Consider the following 18658-nt stretch of genomic DNA (forward strand, 5'->3'; position numbering starts at 1 on the left):
GAGAAGCGGGTGTTCGCAACTCTGCTGTTCTGTAGGAGCTGGCTTGCCAGCGATGGCGGCCTGCCAGCCGACCAATCTCTCACAGACATACGCCGAACCACTGTGGGAGCTGGCTTGCCCGCGAAGGCGGCCTGCCAGCCGACCAATCTCTCACAGACATACGCCGAACCACTGTAGGAGCTGGCTTGCCAGCGAAGCGGCCTGCCAGCCGATCAATCTCTCACAGACATACGCCGAACCACTGTGGGGGCTGGCTTGCCAGCGATGGCGGCCTGCCAGCCGATCAATCTCTCACAGACATACGCCGAACCACTGTGGGGGCTGGCTTGCCAGCGATGGCGGCCTGCCAGCCGATCAATCTCTCACAGACATACGCCGAACCACTGTGGGAGCTGGCTTGCCAGCGATGGCGGCCTGCCAGCCGATCAATCTCTCACAGACATACGCCGAACCACTGTAGGAGCTGGCTTGCCAGCGATGGCGGCCTGCCAGCCGATCAATCTCTCACAGACATACGCCGAACCACTGTAGGAGCTGGCTTGCCAGCGATGGCGGCCTGCCAGCCGACCAATCTCTCACAGACATACGCCGAACCACTGTGGGAGCTGGCTTGCCCGCGAAGGCGGCCTGCCAGCCGACCAATCTCTCACAGACATACGCCGAACCACTGTAGGAGCTGGCTTGCCAGCGAAGCGGCCTGCCAGCCGATCAATCTCTCACAGACATACGCCGAACCACTGTGGGAGCGGGCTTGCCAGCGAAGGCGGCCTGCCAGCCGATCAAATTCTCACAGACATACGCCGAACCTCTGTGGGGGCTGGCTTGCCCGCGAAGGCGGCCTGCCAGCCGATCAAATTCTCACAGACATACGCCGAACCACTGTGGGGGCTGGCTTGCCCGCGAAGGCGGCCTGCCAGCCGACCATTTTCAACAGCTGGCCCAACATCCTCACCCCGCAACCAATCCTTCCTACCCCGGCAATCTCAGCTCCGCACACAACCCCCCACCTTCACGATTGCTCAAGGTCAACGACCCTCCAATCGCGATCGCCAGTTGCTGGGCAATCGCCAACCCCAACCCGGTGCCGCCGGTGCTGCGGTTGCGGGAGTTTTCCACGCGGTAGAAGGGTTCCATGACTTGCTTGAGTTCTTCTTCGGCGATCCCCGGGCCGCGGTCGAGGATCTTGATCGACAGCTTGCCGTCGGCCTGTTTTTCCACGTGCATTTCGGCAGCCCCGGCAAATTTCAATGCGTTGTCCGTCAGGTTGACCAGCACCCGGCGCAGGGCGTGGGGGCGGGTGTCGATGACGGTGGTGCTCTTGCCTGTGAGCTGAACGTCCTTGCCCATGTCCTGGTAGTCGAACACCAGGCTGTCGAGGAACGAGTCGAGGTCGGTGCGGCGGCTTTCTTCGGTGGCGCCGTGGATGCTGCGGGCGTAGGCGACACCTTCGCGTACCAGGTGTTCCATCTCGCCCAGGTCGTTCCACAGTTTGTCTTTTTCGCTGGAGTCGTCCATGAACTCGGCGCGCAGTTTCATGCGGGTGATCGGGGTTTGCAGGTCGTGGGAGATCGCCGCGAGCAATTGCATGCGTTCCTTCAGGTACGCCGCGATGCGTGCCTGCATCGCGTTGAAGGCCTTGGCGGCGTGGGCGACTTCGGTCGGGCCTTTTTCGTCCAGGAGCACGGGGTGGGCGTTGGGGTCCAGGGTTTCGACGGCGTCGGCGAGGCGGGTGAGGGGGCGGATGGCGATTCTGACCGCCAGCCAGGAACAGGCGAGCATCAGCGCCAGTTGCCCGAGCAGCATGATGGGCAGCCAGGGCGACAGCGGCACCATCGCCGGGCGGACGTCGATGGTCAGCGGGCTGCCATCCGCCAGGTTCAGGTGCACTTGAAAGTGTTTGTTCGGCCCGGGGATGTCGGTAAAGGCCATCGGGTAATCGTGGCCGATGGCGTCCTTGATCGAGGCTATGGCAATGGGTGCATCGGGCATGTCGGTGCGGATGGGCGTGCCCGGCGAACCCTCGTTGAGCAGGTAACTGTAGTTGCGCCGTTCCAGTTGTTTGAGCCAGGCGGCTCGTTCATCGGCGGGCAAGCGGTCGAGGATGGCAATGGAGGTGGACACATCGGTTTCCAGGTTGCCGAGCATGGTGTTTTTCGAGGACTCGTAGCGTTCGTAGTACTGCGCGCCGAAGGACAATGCCTGGGCGAGGATCAGGCCGATCAGGAAAATCAGCGACAGCCGCGAGGCCAGGGTCCGCGGCCAATGCAACGCCCGCGTCATGATTGATCGCCCAGGATTTCCACCGGCAGGGAAAACACATAGCCTTCGCTGCGCACGGTCTTGATGTAGGCCGGTTCGCGGGCGTCGTCGAGCAGGCGCTGGCGCAGGCGACTGACCAACAGATCGATGGAACGGTCGAACAGATCGGCGTCGCGGCCCTGGGTCAGGTTGAGCAATTGATCGCGGTTGAGCACCCGTTGCGGATGGTCGAGAAACACCCGCAGCAATCGATATTCGGCGCCGCTCAGGGCGACCATGGTGCCGTCCTGATCGAGCAGGTGACGGGCCGAGGTGTCCAGGCGCCAGCGTCCAAAGGCCAGCAGGCGGCTGGCTTCGGTCACCACCAGGTTCGGCGGCAGCATGCGGGTGCGTCGCAGCACCGCGTTGATCCGCGCCAGCAGTTCACGGGCAGCGAAGGGTTTGACCAGGTAGTCGTCGGCGCCCATTTCCAGGCCGAGGATGCGGTCGGTTTCATCGTTGCGCGCGGTGAGCATCAGCACTGGCGTGGTCTTGTGTTTGCCGGCGCGCAATTCGCGGCAAAGCAGCAGGCCATCGTCCCCCGGCATCATGATGTCCAGCACGATCAGGTCCACCGGGGTGGTTTCCAGAAACGCGCGCATCTGCCGTCCATCCGCCACGACGGTGGTGCGCAGGCCGTTCTTCTTCAGGTAGTTGCCTACCAGCTCGCGGATTTCGCGGTCATCGTCAACGATGAGGATGTGATCAACGTGATCCATTGGGCCAAACCTCTGATAAATGGGGAATGCCACACAGTCTATCGAGCCCGGGCGGAGTCGCCTGCCGCCCATTGTATTGCAGTGTATCCGGCCTGCCTGCGGATACACACGAAGGCAAAAAAGCCGATTTTCCGGGGGTTTTGTATTGCTCTGTATCTGCGCCCGGTTCTGATACGTACCGATTGATTCCCGTCGATTCCCGACACAGACGAGATACCTCGCAGGCTTTTAATAGGTTCCATCGAGGCAAACCAGACCGCCTCGGACCAACGAACTGTTGAAACCTTGAGGAACTCGCCATGAACACCAAAGCCGTCTACGCCGCTTGCCTGTTTGCCGCCCTGAACATCTGCACCCTGTCGGCCCGCGCCGAAGCCGATGTTGCGCCAAAAACCTACACCTACGGCACCCATCTTGACATCAGGAAAGTGGTTTCGCTGACCGAGGACGCTACGCCTTCCTGCGGCGTGGTCAATGCACGGCTGACGTACCTCGATTCCCAGTCGAAAACCCAGGTGCTGGATTACAGCAAGTTCGCCGACCACTGCAACTCGGAAAACTGAGTGCTGCGATCAACGACCGCTTAATCCCATTGAATCAGGAAGGACATCATGAACAACGTATCCCGCTTTCTCACCGCCATCGCCTTTTCCGTCGCCGGTGCGGCAGCCCATGCCAACGCCTCTGTCGAGCAAAGCGCCTGCGGCAGCAACACCTGCTTCCAGCTGACGCCCGTGGCAGAGAAAGGCACCCAGGGCTTGCTGGCGCAAGACGGCTCCAGCCGTACGCCGCAAGGGCAGATGCAGGACAGCCAGACGGCCTGAATTCCAAAAAAACTACCGCTTCTTTGTAGGAGCTGGCTTGCCAGCGATCACGGCGGCCCAATCGACGTGGGTGTAACAGTCAGTCCGCTATCGCTGGCAAGCCAGCTCCTACAGGGGGGGGTGGATGCCTCCCCATTTTTTCAAAGGTGATCCCATGTTACTCATCGCTTTCCTGGGCGGCATACTGACCGTCCTCAGCCCGTGCATCCTGCCGGTCGTGCCCTTCCTGTTCGCCGGAGCCGACCGCACACGCGCCTCGATCCTGCTGACCCTCGGCGGCATGGTCCTGACCTTCGCCCTGGTCTCCAGCCTGGCCGTGGTCAGCACCGAGTGGGTGATACAGGCCAGCAACACCGGGCGCCATGTTGCCTTGTTCGTCATGGTGCTGTTCGCCCTGTCGCTGATTTCCGCCCGAGTCGGTGACTGGCTGGCGCGCCCCTTCGTACTGCTGGGCAATCGCATCGACCCGGACTCGCGCAAGATCTCCGGGCCGCTGGCGTCGATCATGATCGGTGTCGCCACCGGGCTGCTCTGGGCACCCTGCGCCGGGCCGATCCTCGGGGTGATTCTCACCAGCGCCATGCTGCAGGGCGCGAACGCCGGTACCAGCCTGTTGTTGGTGGCCTATGGCGCGGGCAGTGCGCTGTCCCTGGGCGTCTTGATCTTTGCCGGTCGCGGCCTGGTCAATCGCTTGAAACCGTCGATTCCGGTCACTGGCTGGCTGCGCCGGGGCGCCGGGGTTGCGGTGCTGGCCGGTGCGGCGGTGATCGCAACGGGGGCCAATGACCTGTTGCTGGCCAACACCTCATCTCAAGGTGTCAGCCGTATCGAGAAAGGCGTGCTGGAGACCGTGCCGAAAGTCGTCGATTACCTGGTCAGCAAGGTCCAGGCCGACAGCACCATGGGCAACGCCCAGGGCGCGATGCCGTCGCTGTCCGGCGCGGTGGACTGGATCAACTCACCGGCACTGACCAACGAAGCCCTCAAAGGCAAGGTGGTGCTGGTGGACTTCTGGACCTTCGACTGCATCAACTGCAAGCACACCCTGCCGTACGTGAAGGACTGGGCGAAGAAATATGAAAAGGACGGACTGGTGGTGATCGGTGTGCACACGCCTGAATACGGCTTTGAACGCATCATCGACAACGTACGGGACAAGGTGAAGGAATACGGCATCACCTACCCGGTGGCGATCGACAACAACTACGCGATCTGGCGCAACTTCGACAACCAGTACTGGCCGGCGCACTACATCATCGATGCCAAGGGGCAGGTGCGTTACACCCACTTCGGTGAAGGCAGCTACGACACGCAGGAGAAAGTGATCCAGCAGTTGCTGGAGGAGGCCAAGGCCAGCGCGCCAGCGGCTTGAACCATTCGATCAATGGCTCACAGGTCTCGCGCCATGAGCCATTGATCTTTTTCCCATGCCTGAAAACGCTCCTGCACAACCCAGCCACGCCTGGCGTAATAAGCGCTCTGGTCCTGGGTGTGCAGGTAGATCCTCTTCTCGCCGTTGGCTTTGGCTTGCGCGCAAATCCCTTCGATCAAACGCTCCGCCAAGCCCTTGCCGCGTGCCTCGGGAGTGATGAACACACAAGCGAGCCAGGGCCCCAGATCCGGGCGATGGGCGAGGTCAGCCCTGGCCAGTGCTGCACCGCCCAACAGTTGGTCGTGGTCGAGGGCGATCAGGCACTTCCAGTCGCCGTTGTCCTGGCCTTCGGCGAATTCCCGTTGCCAGTCGGGCAGGGGTTGTCCGGCGTATTCGTAGTGGAACTGCCGGTGGATCCACGAAGCGAATGTGTTGCTGTACTGCATATGTCGAGCAAGCCAGTCCAGGCGGGGTGCCATGTGATGAGTCCTTTCCAAGTTCAGTCGCTGGGTAGCGAGAGTAGCGGGCCCGGGCGGTGCTGTCGCCCCTGCCGGTTCAGCGACCGCTCAAGTGATTCGAGGCCGCCTGACCGCGCCGCCACGCCGCCGGCGGTGCACCAAACTCGCGCCGAAAGGCGCGGCTGAAGGCGGTATCGGTCTGGTAACCCACTTCCTCGGCGATGCGCGTCAATGAGTTGTTGCTGCTGCGCAACAGGTTGGCGGCGAGCAACATCCGCCATTGCGTCAGGTACTGCATCGGCGACACCCCCACCAGTTGCTGGAAGCGCTCGGCCAACACCGATCTTGAAGTGCTGGCGGTGCGCGCCAGTTCGTCCAGCGTCCAGGCGTGGCAGGGCTTTTTGTGCAAGGCGTTGAGGGCGGCGCCGACGATGCGGTCGCGTACTCCGGCCAGCCAGCCGGTGCGACCTTCGCCCTGTTCGTTCATGTACAGGCGCAGTACTTCGATGAACAGCACTTCGGCGAGTTTGGCCAGGACCCCTTCACCGCCGGGGCGGGGCGAGCGGGCTTCGGCGAGGGCGTAGCGCACGGAGGATTCCAGCCAGATACCGGCATCCGAACCGCGCACGTTGACCCGCACCACGGGCGGCAAACCCTTGAGCAACATGCCCGCCAGGCGCGTGTCGCACGCCAGGTAGCCGCACACCAGGCGGGTGACCGCGCCCCCACCGCCATAGCTGAGCTGGCGGGGCCGGCGCGCCAGCACCGCATCCAGCCGCGCACCCGTGGCCGGGGGCAATCCCGGTCGGGAGCACATGCGATGGGCGTCGCCCTGAGGGAAGATCACCACGTCGCCAGCGCTCAGCAGCAGCGGCGGACCATCGCCCAGCTCGACGTAGCATTCGCCCTCGGTGATCAGGTGAAAGATCACCACCCGTTCCGCATCGGGCTCCAGGAATGGCGCTGCCGTGTCGGCGCTGGGCGACTGGTAGCACCAGGGTGCGGTGAACCGGGCGTTGATGAAGATCGCGCCGACCAGGTGCACCACCCGCAGGGTCTGTGACAGAGCGTCCATAGGGATTTCCCCGTGACAGGATTCCTGATTGTGAACGCGTCGGTGCGCCGTGTGGAATCTCCGGACGATCGGGCAGGCTTGGGCGACGATCGGGCAGGACGCCAGCGCCCGTCAGGACGATAGTTGGATCACAGGGTGAATGCGCCCTGCCATCCAGAACAATAAAGAGAGGTTGCCATGCCTAAGTTCGTCATTGAACGTGAGATCCAGGGCGCCGGAGCTCTGTCGGAAAGGGATTTGAAAGCCGCTTCGCTAAAGTCCTGCCAGGCTTTGCGTGAATTGCCAGAGGTGCAGTGGCTGCAGAGCTATGTCACCGGTGACAAGCTCTACTGCGTGTACATCTCGCCGAACGAGGAGCAGATCCAGGAACACGCGAGGATCAGTGGTTTTCCCGCCAACCGCATTTCCCGGGTCATGAACATCATCGACCCGACGACAGCGGAGTAACCGCGATCAGGCCCGATTCGTGTTTCAACCCAGAGACTGCCTCCATGAGTACACCCATTGATCTGACTGCCCTGAAAAACCGCCAGATGGCCTCCTGGGCCAGCGGCGACTACGCCGTGATCGGCACCACCCTGCAAATCGTCGGCGAGCAACTGGCCGAAGCCTGCGACCTGTTGTGCGATGAGCGCGTGCTCGACGTCGCCGCCGGCAACGGCAACGCGACCCTCGCTGCCGCGCGCCGTGGCTGCCAGGTGACGTCCACCGACTATGTCGCCGCCTTGCTCGAACGCGGCGAAGAACGGGCCCGGGCAGAACGCCTGAACGTCTCCTTCCAGGTCGCCGATGCCGAAGCCTTGCCCTTTGCCGACGGCAGCTTCGACGCCGTGCTTTCCACGTTCGGTGTGATGTTCACGCCGGACCAGCCCAAAGCCGCTGCGGAGCTGGCACGAGTCTGCCGCCCGGGCGGGCGGATCGGCCTGGCCAACTGGACACCGGAAGGCTTCGTCGGCCAGATGTTCAAGACCCTGGGCCAGCACCTGCCCCCTGCGCCGGGAGCGAATCCGCCCTCGCGCTGGGGCACCGAAGCCTGGTTGCACGAGCACTTCGACGAGCAGGAGTTCCTGCTGCAGGTGACGCGCCGCACCTTCAATTTCCGCTATCGCTCGGCGGCGCATTTCATCGACACCTTCCGCCAGTGGTACGGACCGGTGCACAAAGCCTTCGCCGCACTGCCCGCGGACGGCGCCAAGGCGCTGGAAGCGGACCTGACCGAGCTGATCAACCGGATGAACCGGGCGGGCGACAAGTCGCTGGTGGTGCCGAGTGAATACCTGGAGGTGGTGATCACGCGGCGTTAATGGCCTTGCATAAGTCCTTGTAGGAGCGAGCTTGCTCGCGATGGACTCGAAAACACCGCGTGCATCCAGAAATCACGCGTAATCGTTATCGACCATCGCGAGCAAGCTCGCTCCTACAGGGGGCTGTGTTCAGACACGCTAAACCACCTTCGCCCCCCGCGCCTCCAGCAACTCGCGCAACACCGACCGATGACAATGCGCTTCATCCTCGCAATAACACCCCACGGCCAGGGACGTCCGGTGGGACAGCGCGGCCAGCAGGTCCAGCATCTGGCTGGCAGCGGGCTGGTTCATCTCGGCCTTGAACTTGCGCCGGAACACCTCCCAGGCCTTGGCATCCTGCGCAGCCTTGGCCTCGGCCACCAGTTCCGCGCTGGGTGACAGCAAGGGCTGCCAGACATCATAGAAATCCCGGCTGGCGAATTCAGCTTTCGGTACGCCACGGGGAGGGCGGCGTACCGTGCCCAGGCGCAAGCCTTCGTCGGGTCGACGCGGCGAACCCAGTTGAACGATATGGACCGCCATGGCTACTTGAGCCGCGATTCGTCGAACCACTCCAGCGCCGTGCGCCAGAAGCAGATACCGAGGAAATACGCCGACATCAGCAGCCACAGCCCCATCACCATCGGGTTGATCAGCGGATGGTTGAGCACCAGCGACAAGCTGCACAGCAACCAGATGGCCGTCACCGCAATGTTGATCGGCATGAACCGGCGCACGCGGAACGGGTGCAGGAACTTCATCCGGGTCACGGTCAGCAGGGCCAGGCCAATGATGGTCAGGAAGGTGATCCACGGCGACGGGGCGATGATGTACAGACACAGGGCAACCACGTTCCAGGCGGCGGGGAAGCCCTGAAAGTAGTTGTCCTTGCTCTTCATGTTGACGTTGCAGAAGCAGAACAGCGACGACACCAGAATCAGCGACACGCTCAGCAGCAGGGTGTAGTCCGGCAACGGGATGTAGCGATAGATGAACAGCGCCGGGATAAACACATACGTCAGGTAATCGATCACCAGGTCGAGGATCGAGCCATCGAAGCTAGGCAACACCGACTGCACGTTGACCTTGCGCGCCAGTGCGCCGTCCAGTCCGTCTACGATCAGGGCGACACCCAGCCACAGCAGACAATGGGTCGGCTGGTTATCCAGCAGGGACAGGGTGGCTAGGAAAGCGGTGACCACGCCGGTGGCCGTAAAACCATGGGCGCCCCATGCTTTGAGTCTGGCGATGTACAGGGTTGAAATCACAGGGGCGTTCTCCAGTGAATGAAGCAAGCCAGTTGACGCCCCACGTAAGGGGGGGCGGTGGCAACCGGGTCGGGTTGCAGGTATCGACCGGGTATCCGCGGATAAGGTTCACCACCTATGAATCTTAGCCGTGCTGAAAAAAAATACCCCGGGCAATCCGCAGTGACGCGGGTGCGTCAGCCCAACGGCGCTGGCACATTCGTCTGCGAGGTCTATCGTTGCCTGTCTGGACAGAACCCTTCCAAAGAGGACAAGCGTCATGAACACCAGCGATCTGCTCGAACAGTTATTGCGCGCCGGCCAGGGCTCGATGGCGCAACGGGGCGGCGGTGGCGCGTCGGCACAGGGTGGGCTCGGCGACCTGGGCGGATTGCTCGGCGGGTTGTTGGGTGGTGGCGCCGGTGCGGGTGCGGGTGGTGGTGGCACAGGGTTGGGCGGTTTGCTCGGTGGTTTGTTGGGCGGCGGTTCGCCGATGGGTGGTGCACCGCAAAGCCGTTCCGGTGGCGGCACCAATTATGCGGCGCTGGCGTCCCTCGGCATGATGGCGTTCCAGGCGTACCAGGCTTGGCAACGCAGCCAGGCGTCGGCCCCGCAGGAAGCGCCGCGCACCGTCGACTTGCTGGCCGGCCCGGAAGCCGAGGAACACAGCCATGCGATCCTGCGGGCATTGATTGCCGCGGCCAAGGCCGATGGCCGGATCGATGAGTCCGAAAAGCAGATGATCAGCACTGAAATCGGCCGTCACACCGACGACCCGCAATTGCAGCAATGGCTGGACGATGAGGTCGCCAAGCCGCTGGACCCCAATGAAGTGGCGCAGTCGGCCACCGACCCCGGCATGGCCTCGGAGATGTACCTGGCCAGCGTGATGCTGGTGGACGACCAGCAGGACGCCGAGCGCAACTATCTGGATGAACTGGCCGCGGCATTGCGGATCGAGCCGGAGTTGCAATTGCATCTGGAGCAGCAGGCCAAGGGCACTGCCTTACCGGTTGCATGACACATCCAAATGTAGGAGCTGGCTTGCCAGCGAAGGCGGCGTGTCAGGCAACCTCAATACTGGTCATGCCGTCCTCTTCGCTGGCAAGCCAGCTCCTACAGGTTTGTGAGTGAGCACGCGCCACAAGCCCGTCCGTCCGGGCCTTTTCAACGCCGATTGAATTATTGCGCCGCTCGCCGGCTCTGCTTGGTTAAGAGACGTTTGCATTCGACGTCCTGGCGCGAAGCAGGTGAGCCATGCCCCGCAACCTCGATGACTACAACCGCATGCGTGATTTTTCGGCGACTTCCGAGCCTGCTGCCGACAAGCGCCCGCGCAAGAAAACTGCCAGGGATCATGCCTTGCAGTTCTGCATTCAAAAACACAACGCCTCCCACCTGCACTATGACTTTCGCCTGGAGCTCGACGGCGCGCTCAAGAGTTGGGCCGTGCCCAAAGGTCCGTCGCTGGACCCGTCGGTCAAGCGCCTGGCGGTGCATGTAGAAGATCACCCGCTGGCGTACGCCACGTTCGAAGGCAGCATTCCCGAGGGGCATTACGGTGCCGGCGACGTCATCGTCTGGGACCGGGGCATCTGGATTCCCGAGGATGATCCCGCCAAGGCCTACGCCAAGGGGCGACTCAAGTTCGAGTTACAAGGGGAGAAGCTTGGCGGCCTGTGGAACCTGGTGCGTACGCACATGCCGGGCAAGCAGGAGCAATGGTTCCTGATCAAACACCAGGACGGCGCCGCCAGATCGCAACGCGACTACGACGTGCTCAGCGCCGAACCGGACAGTGTGCTCAGTGACCGGAGCATCGTCGACAGCTCCTCGAAGTCGGCCGCCAGACCCTTCAGGAAACCGGCAGCCAGCGCCCGCAAGGAAAAATCGTCGCCACTGACCGGCGCCCGCAAAGCCAGGTTGCCGGACCTGCTCAAGCCGCAATTGGCGACGCTGGTGGACAGGGTCCCGGACGGCGCGTGGAGCTACGAAATCAAGTTCGACGGCTACCGGATCATGGCCCGCATCGACCACGGTGACGTCAGGCTGCTCACCCGCAATGGCCACGACTGGACCCACAAACTGCCAGAACAGGCCCAGGCCCTGGTTGCGCTTGGCCTGGAATCGGCGTGGCTCGATGGCGAAATGGTGGTGGCCGACGACCAGGGTGTGCCGGACTTTCAGGCGCTGCAAAACGCCTTCGAGGCGCAGCGCAGCGACGGCATTCTCTACTACCTGTTCGACCTGCCGTACCTCAATGGCGTGGACTTGCGCGAAGTGCCGGTCGAAGAACGTCGGGCCGCGCTGGCGACTGTGCTCAAGGCCAATGACCAGCCGCTGCTGCGCTTCTCCGAATCGTTTGGCGAGGAGCCGCATGCCTTGCTCGACAGCGCCTGCCGGATGCGCATGGAAGGCTTGATCGGCAAGCGTCTGGGGTCGCCCTATGTCTCCCGGCGCAGCAGCGACTGGATCAAGCTCAAATGCCAGCATCGGCAGGAGTTCGTCATCGTCGGCTTCACCGAGCCTAAAGGCTCGCGCCATGCCTTCGGCGCGCTGCTGCTGGGGCTGCATGACCGCGACAGTGGCGAGTTGCGCTATGCCGGCAAAGTCGGCACCGGGTTCAACGAGGCGACGCTGCGCAGCCTCCATGAGCAGCTCAAGCCGTTGCAGGTGAAAAAACCGCCGGTGGTCAATCCACCCGGCGGTGCCGAGGCCAGGGATGTGCATTGGCTCAAACCCAAGCTGCTGGCAGAAGTGGCTTTCGCTGAAATGACCCGGGACGGTTCGGTGCGCCACGCCGTGTTCCATGGCCTGCGCAATGACAAACCGGCACACGACATCACCGAGGAGCGCGCGAAAACCGTGAAAACCTCCACTGCGAAAAAAAACGCCCCCGCAAAACCCGCTGCCAGGCAAAAGAAGCCCGACCCCGCACCCTCGCAAATCGGCCTGGAGGAGGGCCAGGTGCGCATCACTCACCCGGACCGGGTGATCGACCCCGGCAGCGGCACCACCAAACTGCAACTGGCGCAGTACTACGCGAGTGTCGCCGAGTGGATCCTGCCCGAACTCAAGGATCGCCCGGTGGCGCTGGTGCGTGCGCCGGACGGTATCGCTGGCGAGTTGTTTTTCCAGAAGAATGCCGAGCACCTGGCGATCCCCGGCATCGCCACGCTGGACAAGCAGCTCACCGGTCAGCCGATGATGCTCATCAACAATGCCGAGGCGCTGATTGGCGCGGTGCAGATGAGCACCGTGGAGTTGCACACCTGGAATGCCACGTCGGTCAACTTCGACAAGCCGGACCGTTTTGTCCTCGACCTTGACCCGGACCCGGCGCTGCCATGGAAACGCATGATCGAGGCCACTGAGCTGACGCTGTCGGTGCTGGATGAATTGGGACTCAAGGCGTTTCTGAAAACCAGCGGCGGCAAGGGTATCCATGTGGTGGTACCGCTGACCCGCAAGCTCGGCTGGGATGAGGTCAAGGACTTCAGCCATGCCATTGTCAGCCACATGGCCAGGCTGTTGCCCGAGCGTTTTTCGGCGGTGTCGGGACCGAAGAACCGGGTCGGGCGGATCTTCATCGATTACCTGCGCAATGGCCTGGGCGCGACCACCATCTGCGCCTATGCCGTCCGTACCCGCGAGGGCCTGCCGGTGTCGATGCCGATCTTTCGCCAAGAGGTTGCCGAGCTCAGGGGCGGCAATCAGTGGAACCTGCACAACGCGCTTGAACGCCTGGCTGAAGTCGGCGATGAGCCCTGGGCGGACATGCGCAAGACCCGGCAGGCGATCACTGTCGAAATGCGCCGGCGGGTGGGAATGAAAAAATGAGGGGTACAGCCAGAGAGGGAATCCAGGGTGGCAAGGGGGCAAGCTCCCTTGCCACACGGGAGGGGTATTACTTGAGGAAGGCCTGGAAGTCGGTACCCAGTTTGTCGATCGCCGCCTTGAAGTCCTTGGCGGTAATCTTCTGGCTTTCATTTTCCAGGGTAGTGCCAAACACCTTGCGCACCACTTTGGCCACGGTCTGGTTGCTCTTCGCGTCGATGAACTCGGCTTCGATGAACAGGGTGGTGTCCTGGTCACGGTGACCGGTGGCTGCCTGGGTTGCCCCGACAACGGCCGCGACCGGTACCACTTCATACCACTTCATGCCTTCGTTCTCGGCGTTCACCCCGGTAATCGCCGCCCGCATGATCAGGGGCCGGGAACCCGCCGGAGCTGCTGAGGAGTTCGACACCACGCGGTACCTCTGACCCAGCGTGGCCTTGGCCTTGTTGGTCATGTAGTTCTGAATGTCGGTCAGCGTCTGCTGGTTGACCCGCTCATTGGGTTTGGGGGCCGGGTACAGCTCCAGCTTGTTGAACACCACGGTGTCATACGCATTCGGGTTCCACGAAGGGCTGACCCAGCGCATCGCGGCGCCACCGCTCGGGGTCTGGACTTCCTGCAGGTTGTTGTAGTTGGACAGGAAGCCTGAGTACTGTTCCTTCTCCGTCACTTTCGAGGTGCAACCGCCAAGCAACAGACTTGCCAGCGTAGCGCCGACGAGCAGTTTTCGGGACAGATTCATAGTGGTGTGTACTCCTTGGAAGAAATCGTCTTTTTTGAGCCGGACATCAGAATCGCCAGGTCATGTTTCCGGTTATAGCTTGAATCCAGGCATTGTCGAATTCACCGGAGATTTGATTGCCCGATACGGACTTGGCCTGGTCAACCGGCATGTCGCCGATCCAGACCATGGCCCAACTGACGTTGACATCGGTGTCCTTGTTCAGAGCATAGGTGGCCCCTGTTGCAATGCGCCAGGATTCGTTCATCGGCACGATCACGCTGCGGTTGCTGTCCGACACGGCACTGCTGTCGTACGCCACTCCGACGTTCCACAGCCATTGCTCGGTGGCCTGGTATTGCGCACCCAGGGACAGGTGCCAGGTGTCTTTGAAGCCGGCGTCGACCGTTGTCGATTGCGCACCCACCGCGGTGGTGTCGACCTGCACGCCGATGTCACCGAATTCCGACCAGTCCTGCCAGTTGACCGAGGCCAGCAAGGCCCATTGCCGGTCCAGTTGCTGGAACAGGCTCAGGGTGACGGTTTGCGGCACCTTCATATCGAGTTCAGTTTTGGTGTTGTTGACGCGCTCGAGCAGTCGGCCATCGCCTTTCACATCCAGCCGGTCCTCGAAGTCCAGATCGACCTGGCTGGTGTAGGTCAGGCCAATGCGCGTACCGGGTTGCGGGGCGTAGATCACACCCACGTTGGCGCCATAACCCCAGGTGCCGTCCTCGTATTTGTACTGGCCGTCGGTGCGATCGGTGAAGCCCAAGGGCGAGCGGTCGATGGCTGTTTGCGCCTGCAACATGCCGTACATGGCCTTGATGCCGAGGCCGACCGACCACTGCTCGTTGAAGCGATAAGCCACGCTCGGTACCAGCGACAGGCCGAGCAGACTGGAGTTTTGCGCGAAGTAACGACCGGACCAGTCGTTGTCGTAGTTGACTGCCAATCCGAAGTCGCCGTATTGGCCGAAACCGACGCTCCAGTGCTCGTCCAGTTCATGGCTGATGAAAAAGCTGCCGCCGGGAATCGGGTCGAGGGCGTTGCCACTGCCACTGCCCGGGGTGTTGGTGCCGGCGTCGCGGTCGAAGCTCAAGTCGCCGTACAGAACCTGCAAGCCGGCGGTGATTTGCGTGCCGGGCAGGTAGCTCATGCCCGCGGGGTTGCTGGCGATGGTCGAGGGGCCTTGGGCACGGGCCGCGGCACCGGCGTTGGCCAGGCCGGCGTTATCGGTGCCGATTTCGTAAAGCATGATGCCGCCGGCCCAGGCCTGTTGGCAGCACAGGGCGAGTAGCGCGGATGCAGATCGGGCAAATGTTCTGGTCGGCATGTATCTACCTCAGCAAATGTCCATTTCGAATACGGGTGGACGGTGCCGGCCACCCGTGGATTCGGCTGTTTACTTGGCCATCTCGGCTCGCGCTGCTGCGATCTTGGCTTTCACCGAGTCAAGGTTGAAGCTCGCACCTTTTTGCATCGGCGGGAACTCGATCGCGGTTTCAGCCAGTTTGGTCACTTGCTGCTGCACGAACACAAAGCGCCAGAACTGGTACTTGAACCAGTCGAAGTATTGTTGCGAACCCTGCGCGGCCTGATTTTCCGGCCAACCCATGCGCTCGAACGGGTCGAGTCGAAGGTTGGTCAGGATCGGCACGTCTACGGCAACTTTAGCCCCCATCCATCCACCCGGCTGGTCAATGAAGCGATATTTGTAGTCGTCTATGCGCACTGCACCCAGGGCACTTTCTCCAAAGTAGAAGATTTCATGCCGGTTCGACGGGCCTTTTCCGGTGATCATGGGTGTTTGATCATAGCCGTCCAGGTGAACTTTGTAGGTGGTGTCGCCCAATTGTTTGCCCTTGAGCAGCTCTGCCGTGATGTTCGGGTTACCCGCCGCTGCGACCAGGGTCGGGAACCAGTCCAGGCCGGACATGATGCCGTTGGCGACCTGGTTGGCCGGCACCTTGCCCGGCCAGCGAATGATCGCCGGCACCCGGAAGCCACCTTCCATGACCGTGCCTTTGCCCATGGCGAACGGCGTGGTGCCGCCGTCCGGCCAGGTGAAGTTTTCCGCGCCATTGTCGGTGGTGAAAATGACGATGGTGTTGTCGTCCATGCCGTCTTTTTTCAGTTTCGCCAGGACATCGCCAACGACGTCGTCGAGCTGCGCCATGCCGGCTTCCTGTTCCGACCAGCCATTCTGCGAGTTGCGCATGGCTTCGTACTTGTCGGACAGGTGCGTGACGATGTGCATGCGGGTCGGGTTGAGCCAGACGAAGAACGGTTTGTTGTCCTGCTTGGCCTTGTCGATGAACGAGAAGGCCTTGTCGCGAATCTCGTCGTCGACGGTTTTCATCCGCTCCGGATAGAGCGTGCCGGCATCTTCGATTTTCTGCTTGCCGACCTTGCCCCAGCGCGGCATCACGGTCGTGTCATCGGTGGTGGTGGCCCAGCTGTGGACCATGTTGCGCGGGCCAACGGTGGCGAGCAGGTCTTGCGGATAGTTGGGGTGCGCCGGGTCTTCCATGGCGTCGAGGTGGTAGAGGTAGCCGAAGAATTCGTCGAAGCCGTGCACGGTGGGCAGGAACTCGTTCAAGTCACCCAAGTGATTCTTGCCGAACTGGCCGGTGGCATACCCCATGGCCTTGAGCGCGGTCGCGATGGTAACGGCTTCGGCGGGAATACCCACAGGCGAGCCGGCCTGGCCGACGGTGGTCATGCCGGTGCGAATCGGCAGTTCGCCGGTGATGAAGTTCGCGCGCCCGGCCGTGCAACTGGCCTCGGCGTAATAGTCGGTGAAGCGCATGCCTTCAGCGGCGAGTTGGTCGAGGTTGGGTGTTCTGCCAGCCATCATGCCCTGGTTGTAGACGCCGATATTCGACCAGCCAATATCGTCGCCCATGATCACCAGGATGTTGGGGGCTTTGTCGGCGGCCAGGGTCACGCCGGGAAACGCCATTGCATGCAGCAACAGGGGGATAGCGAAGATCGAGGATAAGGTTGTCCGGTTCATGTCGAGCTCCTGCGTACTTTTCGTGAGTACAGAGAGACGCGCCCCCAGACGCAATCCAAATTCGTAACCCCCCGCGAAGAGCGTAGGTTTGAATGGCAAAATATCCAGTAGTGAATAGTCAGAAAGTCAGCGATTCAGGCACTTTTTACCGAAATGGCGGACCGGTAAATGCGCGGGGCGAATCGGGCGGCGAGCGATACTCGCCGCCTTCATCGTCATTACCGGGCGGCAGTGGCGGCCAGCAAGGGTGCCATTTGCTCATCGGTCAATGCGGCGTGCACGTCCATGCTCATCAGGTCGTTCCATTCCAGCACCCATTTTTGAATCGGCACCAAATCACTCGCCTCGGCAATGCCGAAGCCGGCCGAACTTCCTACGGCGTGCCAGCGTCCGTGCATGGTGACGCCTGCGGGCGGCGCGCCACCGGTCTTGAGGAAACGTGCGATTGCGGCATCACGGTTGTCCGGGCTGATTGTCCAACTGACGATGAATAACATCGGCCACCTCCTGTTGCGCATCGGCACCTGTTGTTGCGCGTACCTGGCTGGCGCCGGGGCCGTGGCCACGCTTGGGTTCCCAGTTCCGTCCTGGCTGGCTTGCAGCGAAATCTCCCAAGGAAGGCATAGCAGTGCCCCGCGATTCACGTACGACCGCTGATCCTGTTCCGGTGCATTTTCGAGGGGGTAACAGACGCCTGTTTCACCAGCGAAACATGGGCAGCGGCCGTAGGGGCGAGCGGAGTAATTGGCGGGCGGAAAGCTTCATCAGCATCGAGTGAAAACCGTGATCGGGAAAGGTCGACTGCACGGTTTTGATGAAGCTTCGGGGCAGGCCGAAGCGGACCAGGCCCAGGGACACATCCACCAGGTCGGCCCGGCGGAAGGGTTCGACGCTGTCGGCACAAGCGCCGCGATACCGGCGCAGCTTGTGGTGCTCGAGTATCAACGTACTGACTTCATCTTTGAGTTGCGGGCGATGTCGGCTGTCGAGATATTCAGTGGCCAATGCAATGGAGGGCGGCAGGTAGTCAAGGGTGTCATCGGTCCAGATACCCAGGTCATGAAACGCCGCTGCGATCTGTACGGCATCCGAGGGCAAGCCCTCGTTTCCGCTGAGGGCCGCATGGAAATTCAGCACCCGGTAAATGTGGTTGCGGTAGCCCTGCAGGTCGGCACCGATGGCCAGGGCGAACGAGGTGAGAATCTCGTCGGTGAGGGGGAATTCGAGAATGGGCTTCATCAGGCGTCACGCAACAGGTCGTTGGCATTGAGCAGCTCGTAGGCAATCTCCGGGCGCTTTTCCATGGCACGGCGAATGGCAGCCGGGATGTTGGCGCGGGTCTTGCGGCACAGCCCCGGCAGTTCGCCGATCTGGATGCCGATGCCGCGCATGGTGCGCACCTCATTGAAGCCGGGGGCGATGTCCACGCGGATGCCCAACTGTTCGAGCATGCGCCGTTGCAGGTGCTCCAGATCGCTCAGGCTCTGCAGATTCTCCAGGCGTTCGATGAGGCGTTTTTCTTCATTGCGGGTCAGAAACAGAATGCGCAGGTCCGCCCCCGGTGTTTCCAGCAGCGGGTCACGCCCGCAGTCGCAGGCGCCGGGCGGGCAGGGTGAGCGAATTGGAGCGGTGGTGGTCATGGGGATCAATCATAGAGCGCTGTGATTGAGTTTGCCCATAGGGATTTTTTTGGGGGGGGCGCGTGCGATCCATTGTAGGAGCGAGCTTGCTCGCGATGGAGTGTCAGCTAAGTCGATGTCGACTGACACACCTTCGCGAGCAAGCTCGCTCCTACAGAG

At 62.0% G+C, this 18658-nt stretch carries 19 protein-coding genes; 7 read left to right on the forward strand and 12 right to left on the reverse strand.

Features of this window, described 5'->3' with window-relative positions:
• Window positions 1-969: 969 nt before the first annotated feature.
• Entirely contained in the window at window positions 970-2280 is a 1311-nt protein-coding gene (locus AB7M25_RS11810) for an ATP-binding protein (protein WP_454237327.1), read from the reverse strand.
• Entirely contained in the window at window positions 2277-3017 is a 741-nt protein-coding gene (locus AB7M25_RS11815) for a response regulator (RefSeq protein WP_102701714.1), read from the reverse strand. Before AB7M25_RS11815 ends, AB7M25_RS11810 begins: the two co-directional genes overlap by 4 nt.
• Window positions 3018-3316: 299 nt before the next feature.
• Between AB7M25_RS11815 and AB7M25_RS11820 the strand changes: the two genes are divergently transcribed.
• From AB7M25_RS11820 to AB7M25_RS11830, 3 genes are all read left to right on the forward strand, one after another.
• A complete protein-coding gene (locus tag AB7M25_RS11820) occupies window positions 3317-3580 on the forward strand; it encodes a DUF2790 domain-containing protein (RefSeq protein WP_104448700.1) in 264 nt (87 codons plus the stop codon).
• A gap of 48 nt (window positions 3581-3628) precedes the next feature.
• A complete protein-coding gene (locus AB7M25_RS11825; RefSeq protein ID WP_104448699.1) occupies window positions 3629-3841 on the forward strand; it encodes a hypothetical protein in 213 nt (70 codons plus the stop codon).
• 154 nt (window positions 3842-3995) lie between these two features.
• Window positions 3996-5213 (forward strand): cytochrome c biogenesis protein DipZ, encoded by a 1218-nt coding sequence (locus AB7M25_RS11830; RefSeq protein ID WP_454237328.1) that lies wholly within the window; start codon window positions 3996-3998, stop codon window positions 5211-5213.
• A gap of 17 nt (window positions 5214-5230) precedes the next feature.
• On the opposite strand, the gene AB7M25_RS11835 is transcribed toward AB7M25_RS11830, so the two are convergent.
• Together AB7M25_RS11835 and AB7M25_RS11840 are read right to left on the reverse strand one after the other, a co-directional pair.
• A complete protein-coding gene (locus AB7M25_RS11835) occupies window positions 5231-5692 on the reverse strand; it encodes a GNAT family N-acetyltransferase (RefSeq protein WP_429519478.1) in 462 nt (153 codons plus the stop codon).
• Between the two features lie 76 nt (window positions 5693-5768).
• Entirely contained in the window at window positions 5769-6746 is a 978-nt protein-coding gene (locus AB7M25_RS11840; protein WP_454237329.1) for an AraC family transcriptional regulator, read from the reverse strand.
• Between the two features lie 177 nt (window positions 6747-6923).
• Between AB7M25_RS11840 and AB7M25_RS11845 the strand changes: the two genes are divergently transcribed.
• Window positions 6924-7193, forward strand: a complete 270-nt coding sequence (locus AB7M25_RS11845; RefSeq protein ID WP_218479992.1) for a DUF4242 domain-containing protein — start codon at window positions 6924-6926, stop codon at window positions 7191-7193.
• 44 nt (window positions 7194-7237) lie between these two features.
• A complete protein-coding gene (locus AB7M25_RS11850) occupies window positions 7238-8050 on the forward strand; it encodes a class I SAM-dependent methyltransferase (RefSeq protein WP_429389502.1) in 813 nt (270 codons plus the stop codon).
• Between the two features lie 138 nt (window positions 8051-8188).
• Here the strand turns inward: AB7M25_RS11850 and AB7M25_RS11855 are convergent, their stop codons facing one another.
• Together AB7M25_RS11855 and pcsA are read right to left on the reverse strand one after the other, a co-directional pair.
• Window positions 8189-8575, reverse strand: a complete 387-nt coding sequence (locus tag AB7M25_RS11855; protein WP_454237330.1) for a DUF488 domain-containing protein — start codon at window positions 8573-8575, stop codon at window positions 8189-8191.
• A 2-nt stretch (window positions 8576-8577) separates the two neighbouring features.
• Window positions 8578-9300: a phosphatidylcholine synthase gene (pcsA, locus tag AB7M25_RS11860; protein WP_218484123.1), complete on the reverse strand. Its 723-nt coding sequence runs from the start codon at window positions 9298-9300 to the stop codon at window positions 8578-8580.
• Between the two features lie 259 nt (window positions 9301-9559).
• Between pcsA and AB7M25_RS11865 the strand changes: the two genes are divergently transcribed.
• Both AB7M25_RS11865 and ligD read left to right on the forward strand, forming a co-directional pair.
• Window positions 9560-10300 (forward strand): tellurite resistance TerB family protein, encoded by a 741-nt coding sequence (locus AB7M25_RS11865; RefSeq protein ID WP_454237331.1) that lies wholly within the window; start codon window positions 9560-9562, stop codon window positions 10298-10300.
• Window positions 10301-10536: 236 nt separating this feature from the next.
• Entirely contained in the window at window positions 10537-13119 is a 2583-nt protein-coding gene (ligD, locus tag AB7M25_RS11870) for a DNA ligase D (protein WP_454237332.1), read from the forward strand.
• 67 nt (window positions 13120-13186) lie between these two features.
• Here ligD and AB7M25_RS11875 read toward each other — a convergent pair whose 3' ends face one another.
• The 6 genes from AB7M25_RS11875 to AB7M25_RS11900 all read right to left on the reverse strand — a co-directional run bounded on the left by AB7M25_RS11875 (window position 13187) and on the right by AB7M25_RS11900 (window position 18499).
• Window positions 13187-13861 carry a DUF3313 domain-containing protein gene (locus AB7M25_RS11875; RefSeq protein ID WP_454237333.1) on the reverse strand — a complete coding sequence of 225 codons (675 nt, stop codon included), beginning with the start codon at window positions 13859-13861 and terminating at the stop codon, window positions 13187-13189.
• A 46-nt stretch (window positions 13862-13907) separates the two neighbouring features.
• The gene (locus AB7M25_RS11880; protein WP_429389486.1) at window positions 13908-15176 is read right to left on the reverse strand and encodes an OmpP1/FadL family transporter; all 1269 of its coding nucleotides are present in this window, start codon (window positions 15174-15176) and stop codon (window positions 13908-13910) included.
• Between the two features lie 69 nt (window positions 15177-15245).
• Entirely contained in the window at window positions 15246-16859 is a 1614-nt protein-coding gene (locus tag AB7M25_RS11885) for an arylsulfatase (RefSeq protein ID WP_429519469.1), read from the reverse strand.
• A 218-nt stretch (window positions 16860-17077) separates the two neighbouring features.
• Window positions 17078-17356 (reverse strand): DUF3303 domain-containing protein, encoded by a 279-nt coding sequence (locus tag AB7M25_RS11890; RefSeq protein WP_116583166.1) that lies wholly within the window; start codon window positions 17354-17356, stop codon window positions 17078-17080.
• Between the two features lie 202 nt (window positions 17357-17558).
• Window positions 17559-18098, reverse strand: a complete 540-nt coding sequence (locus tag AB7M25_RS11895; protein WP_454237334.1) for an HD domain-containing protein — start codon at window positions 18096-18098, stop codon at window positions 17559-17561.
• On the reverse strand, window positions 18098-18499 hold the full coding sequence (locus AB7M25_RS11900; RefSeq protein WP_015094584.1) for a hypothetical protein: 402 nt from the start codon (window positions 18497-18499) through the stop codon (window positions 18098-18100). The genes AB7M25_RS11895 and AB7M25_RS11900 overlap by 1 nt, the downstream gene beginning before the upstream one ends.
• Window positions 18500-18658: the final 159 nt, after the last annotated feature.

Source organism: Pseudomonas sp. AP3_22 TE3818 (assembly GCF_053628995.1).

Coding starts and splice junctions, on each gene's coding strand:
- AB7M25_RS11890 (WP_116583166.1), bottom strand. CDS start 17,356: ATGTTATTCATCGTCAGTTGGACAATCAGCCCGGACAACCGTGATGCC.
- AB7M25_RS11865 (WP_454237331.1), top strand. CDS start 9,560: ATGAACACCAGCGATCTGCTCGAACAGTTATTGCGCGCCGGCCAGGGC.
- AB7M25_RS11815 (WP_102701714.1), bottom strand. CDS start 3,017: ATGGATCACGTTGATCACATCCTCATCGTTGACGATGACCGCGAAATC.
- ligD (WP_454237332.1), top strand. CDS start 10,537: ATGCCCCGCAACCTCGATGACTACAACCGCATGCGTGATTTTTCGGCG.
- AB7M25_RS11895 (WP_454237334.1), bottom strand. CDS start 18,098: ATGAAGCCCATTCTCGAATTCCCCCTCACCGACGAGATTCTCACCTCG.
- AB7M25_RS11880 (WP_429389486.1), bottom strand. CDS start 15,176: ATGCCGACCAGAACATTTGCCCGATCTGCATCCGCGCTACTCGCCCTG.
- AB7M25_RS11875 (WP_454237333.1), bottom strand. CDS start 13,861: ATGAATCTGTCCCGAAAACTGCTCGTCGGCGCTACGCTGGCAAGTCTG.
- AB7M25_RS11820 (WP_104448700.1), top strand. CDS start 3,317: ATGAACACCAAAGCCGTCTACGCCGCTTGCCTGTTTGCCGCCCTGAAC.
- AB7M25_RS11830 (WP_454237328.1), top strand. CDS start 3,996: ATGTTACTCATCGCTTTCCTGGGCGGCATACTGACCGTCCTCAGCCCG.
- AB7M25_RS11845 (WP_218479992.1), top strand. CDS start 6,924: ATGCCTAAGTTCGTCATTGAACGTGAGATCCAGGGCGCCGGAGCTCTG.
- AB7M25_RS11855 (WP_454237330.1), bottom strand. CDS start 8,575: ATGGCGGTCCATATCGTTCAACTGGGTTCGCCGCGTCGACCCGACGAA.
- AB7M25_RS11885 (WP_429519469.1), bottom strand. CDS start 16,859: ATGAACCGGACAACCTTATCCTCGATCTTCGCTATCCCCCTGTTGCTG.
- AB7M25_RS11900 (WP_015094584.1), bottom strand. CDS start 18,499: ATGACCACCACCGCTCCAATTCGCTCACCCTGCCCGCCCGGCGCCTGC.
- AB7M25_RS11850 (WP_429389502.1), top strand. CDS start 7,238: ATGAGTACACCCATTGATCTGACTGCCCTGAAAAACCGCCAGATGGCC.
- AB7M25_RS11810 (WP_454237327.1), bottom strand. CDS start 2,280: ATGACGCGGGCGTTGCATTGGCCGCGGACCCTGGCCTCGCGGCTGTCG.
- AB7M25_RS11840 (WP_454237329.1), bottom strand. CDS start 6,746: ATGGACGCTCTGTCACAGACCCTGCGGGTGGTGCACCTGGTCGGCGCG.
- AB7M25_RS11835 (WP_429519478.1), bottom strand. CDS start 5,692: ATGGCACCCCGCCTGGACTGGCTTGCTCGACATATGCAGTACAGCAAC.
- AB7M25_RS11825 (WP_104448699.1), top strand. CDS start 3,629: ATGAACAACGTATCCCGCTTTCTCACCGCCATCGCCTTTTCCGTCGCC.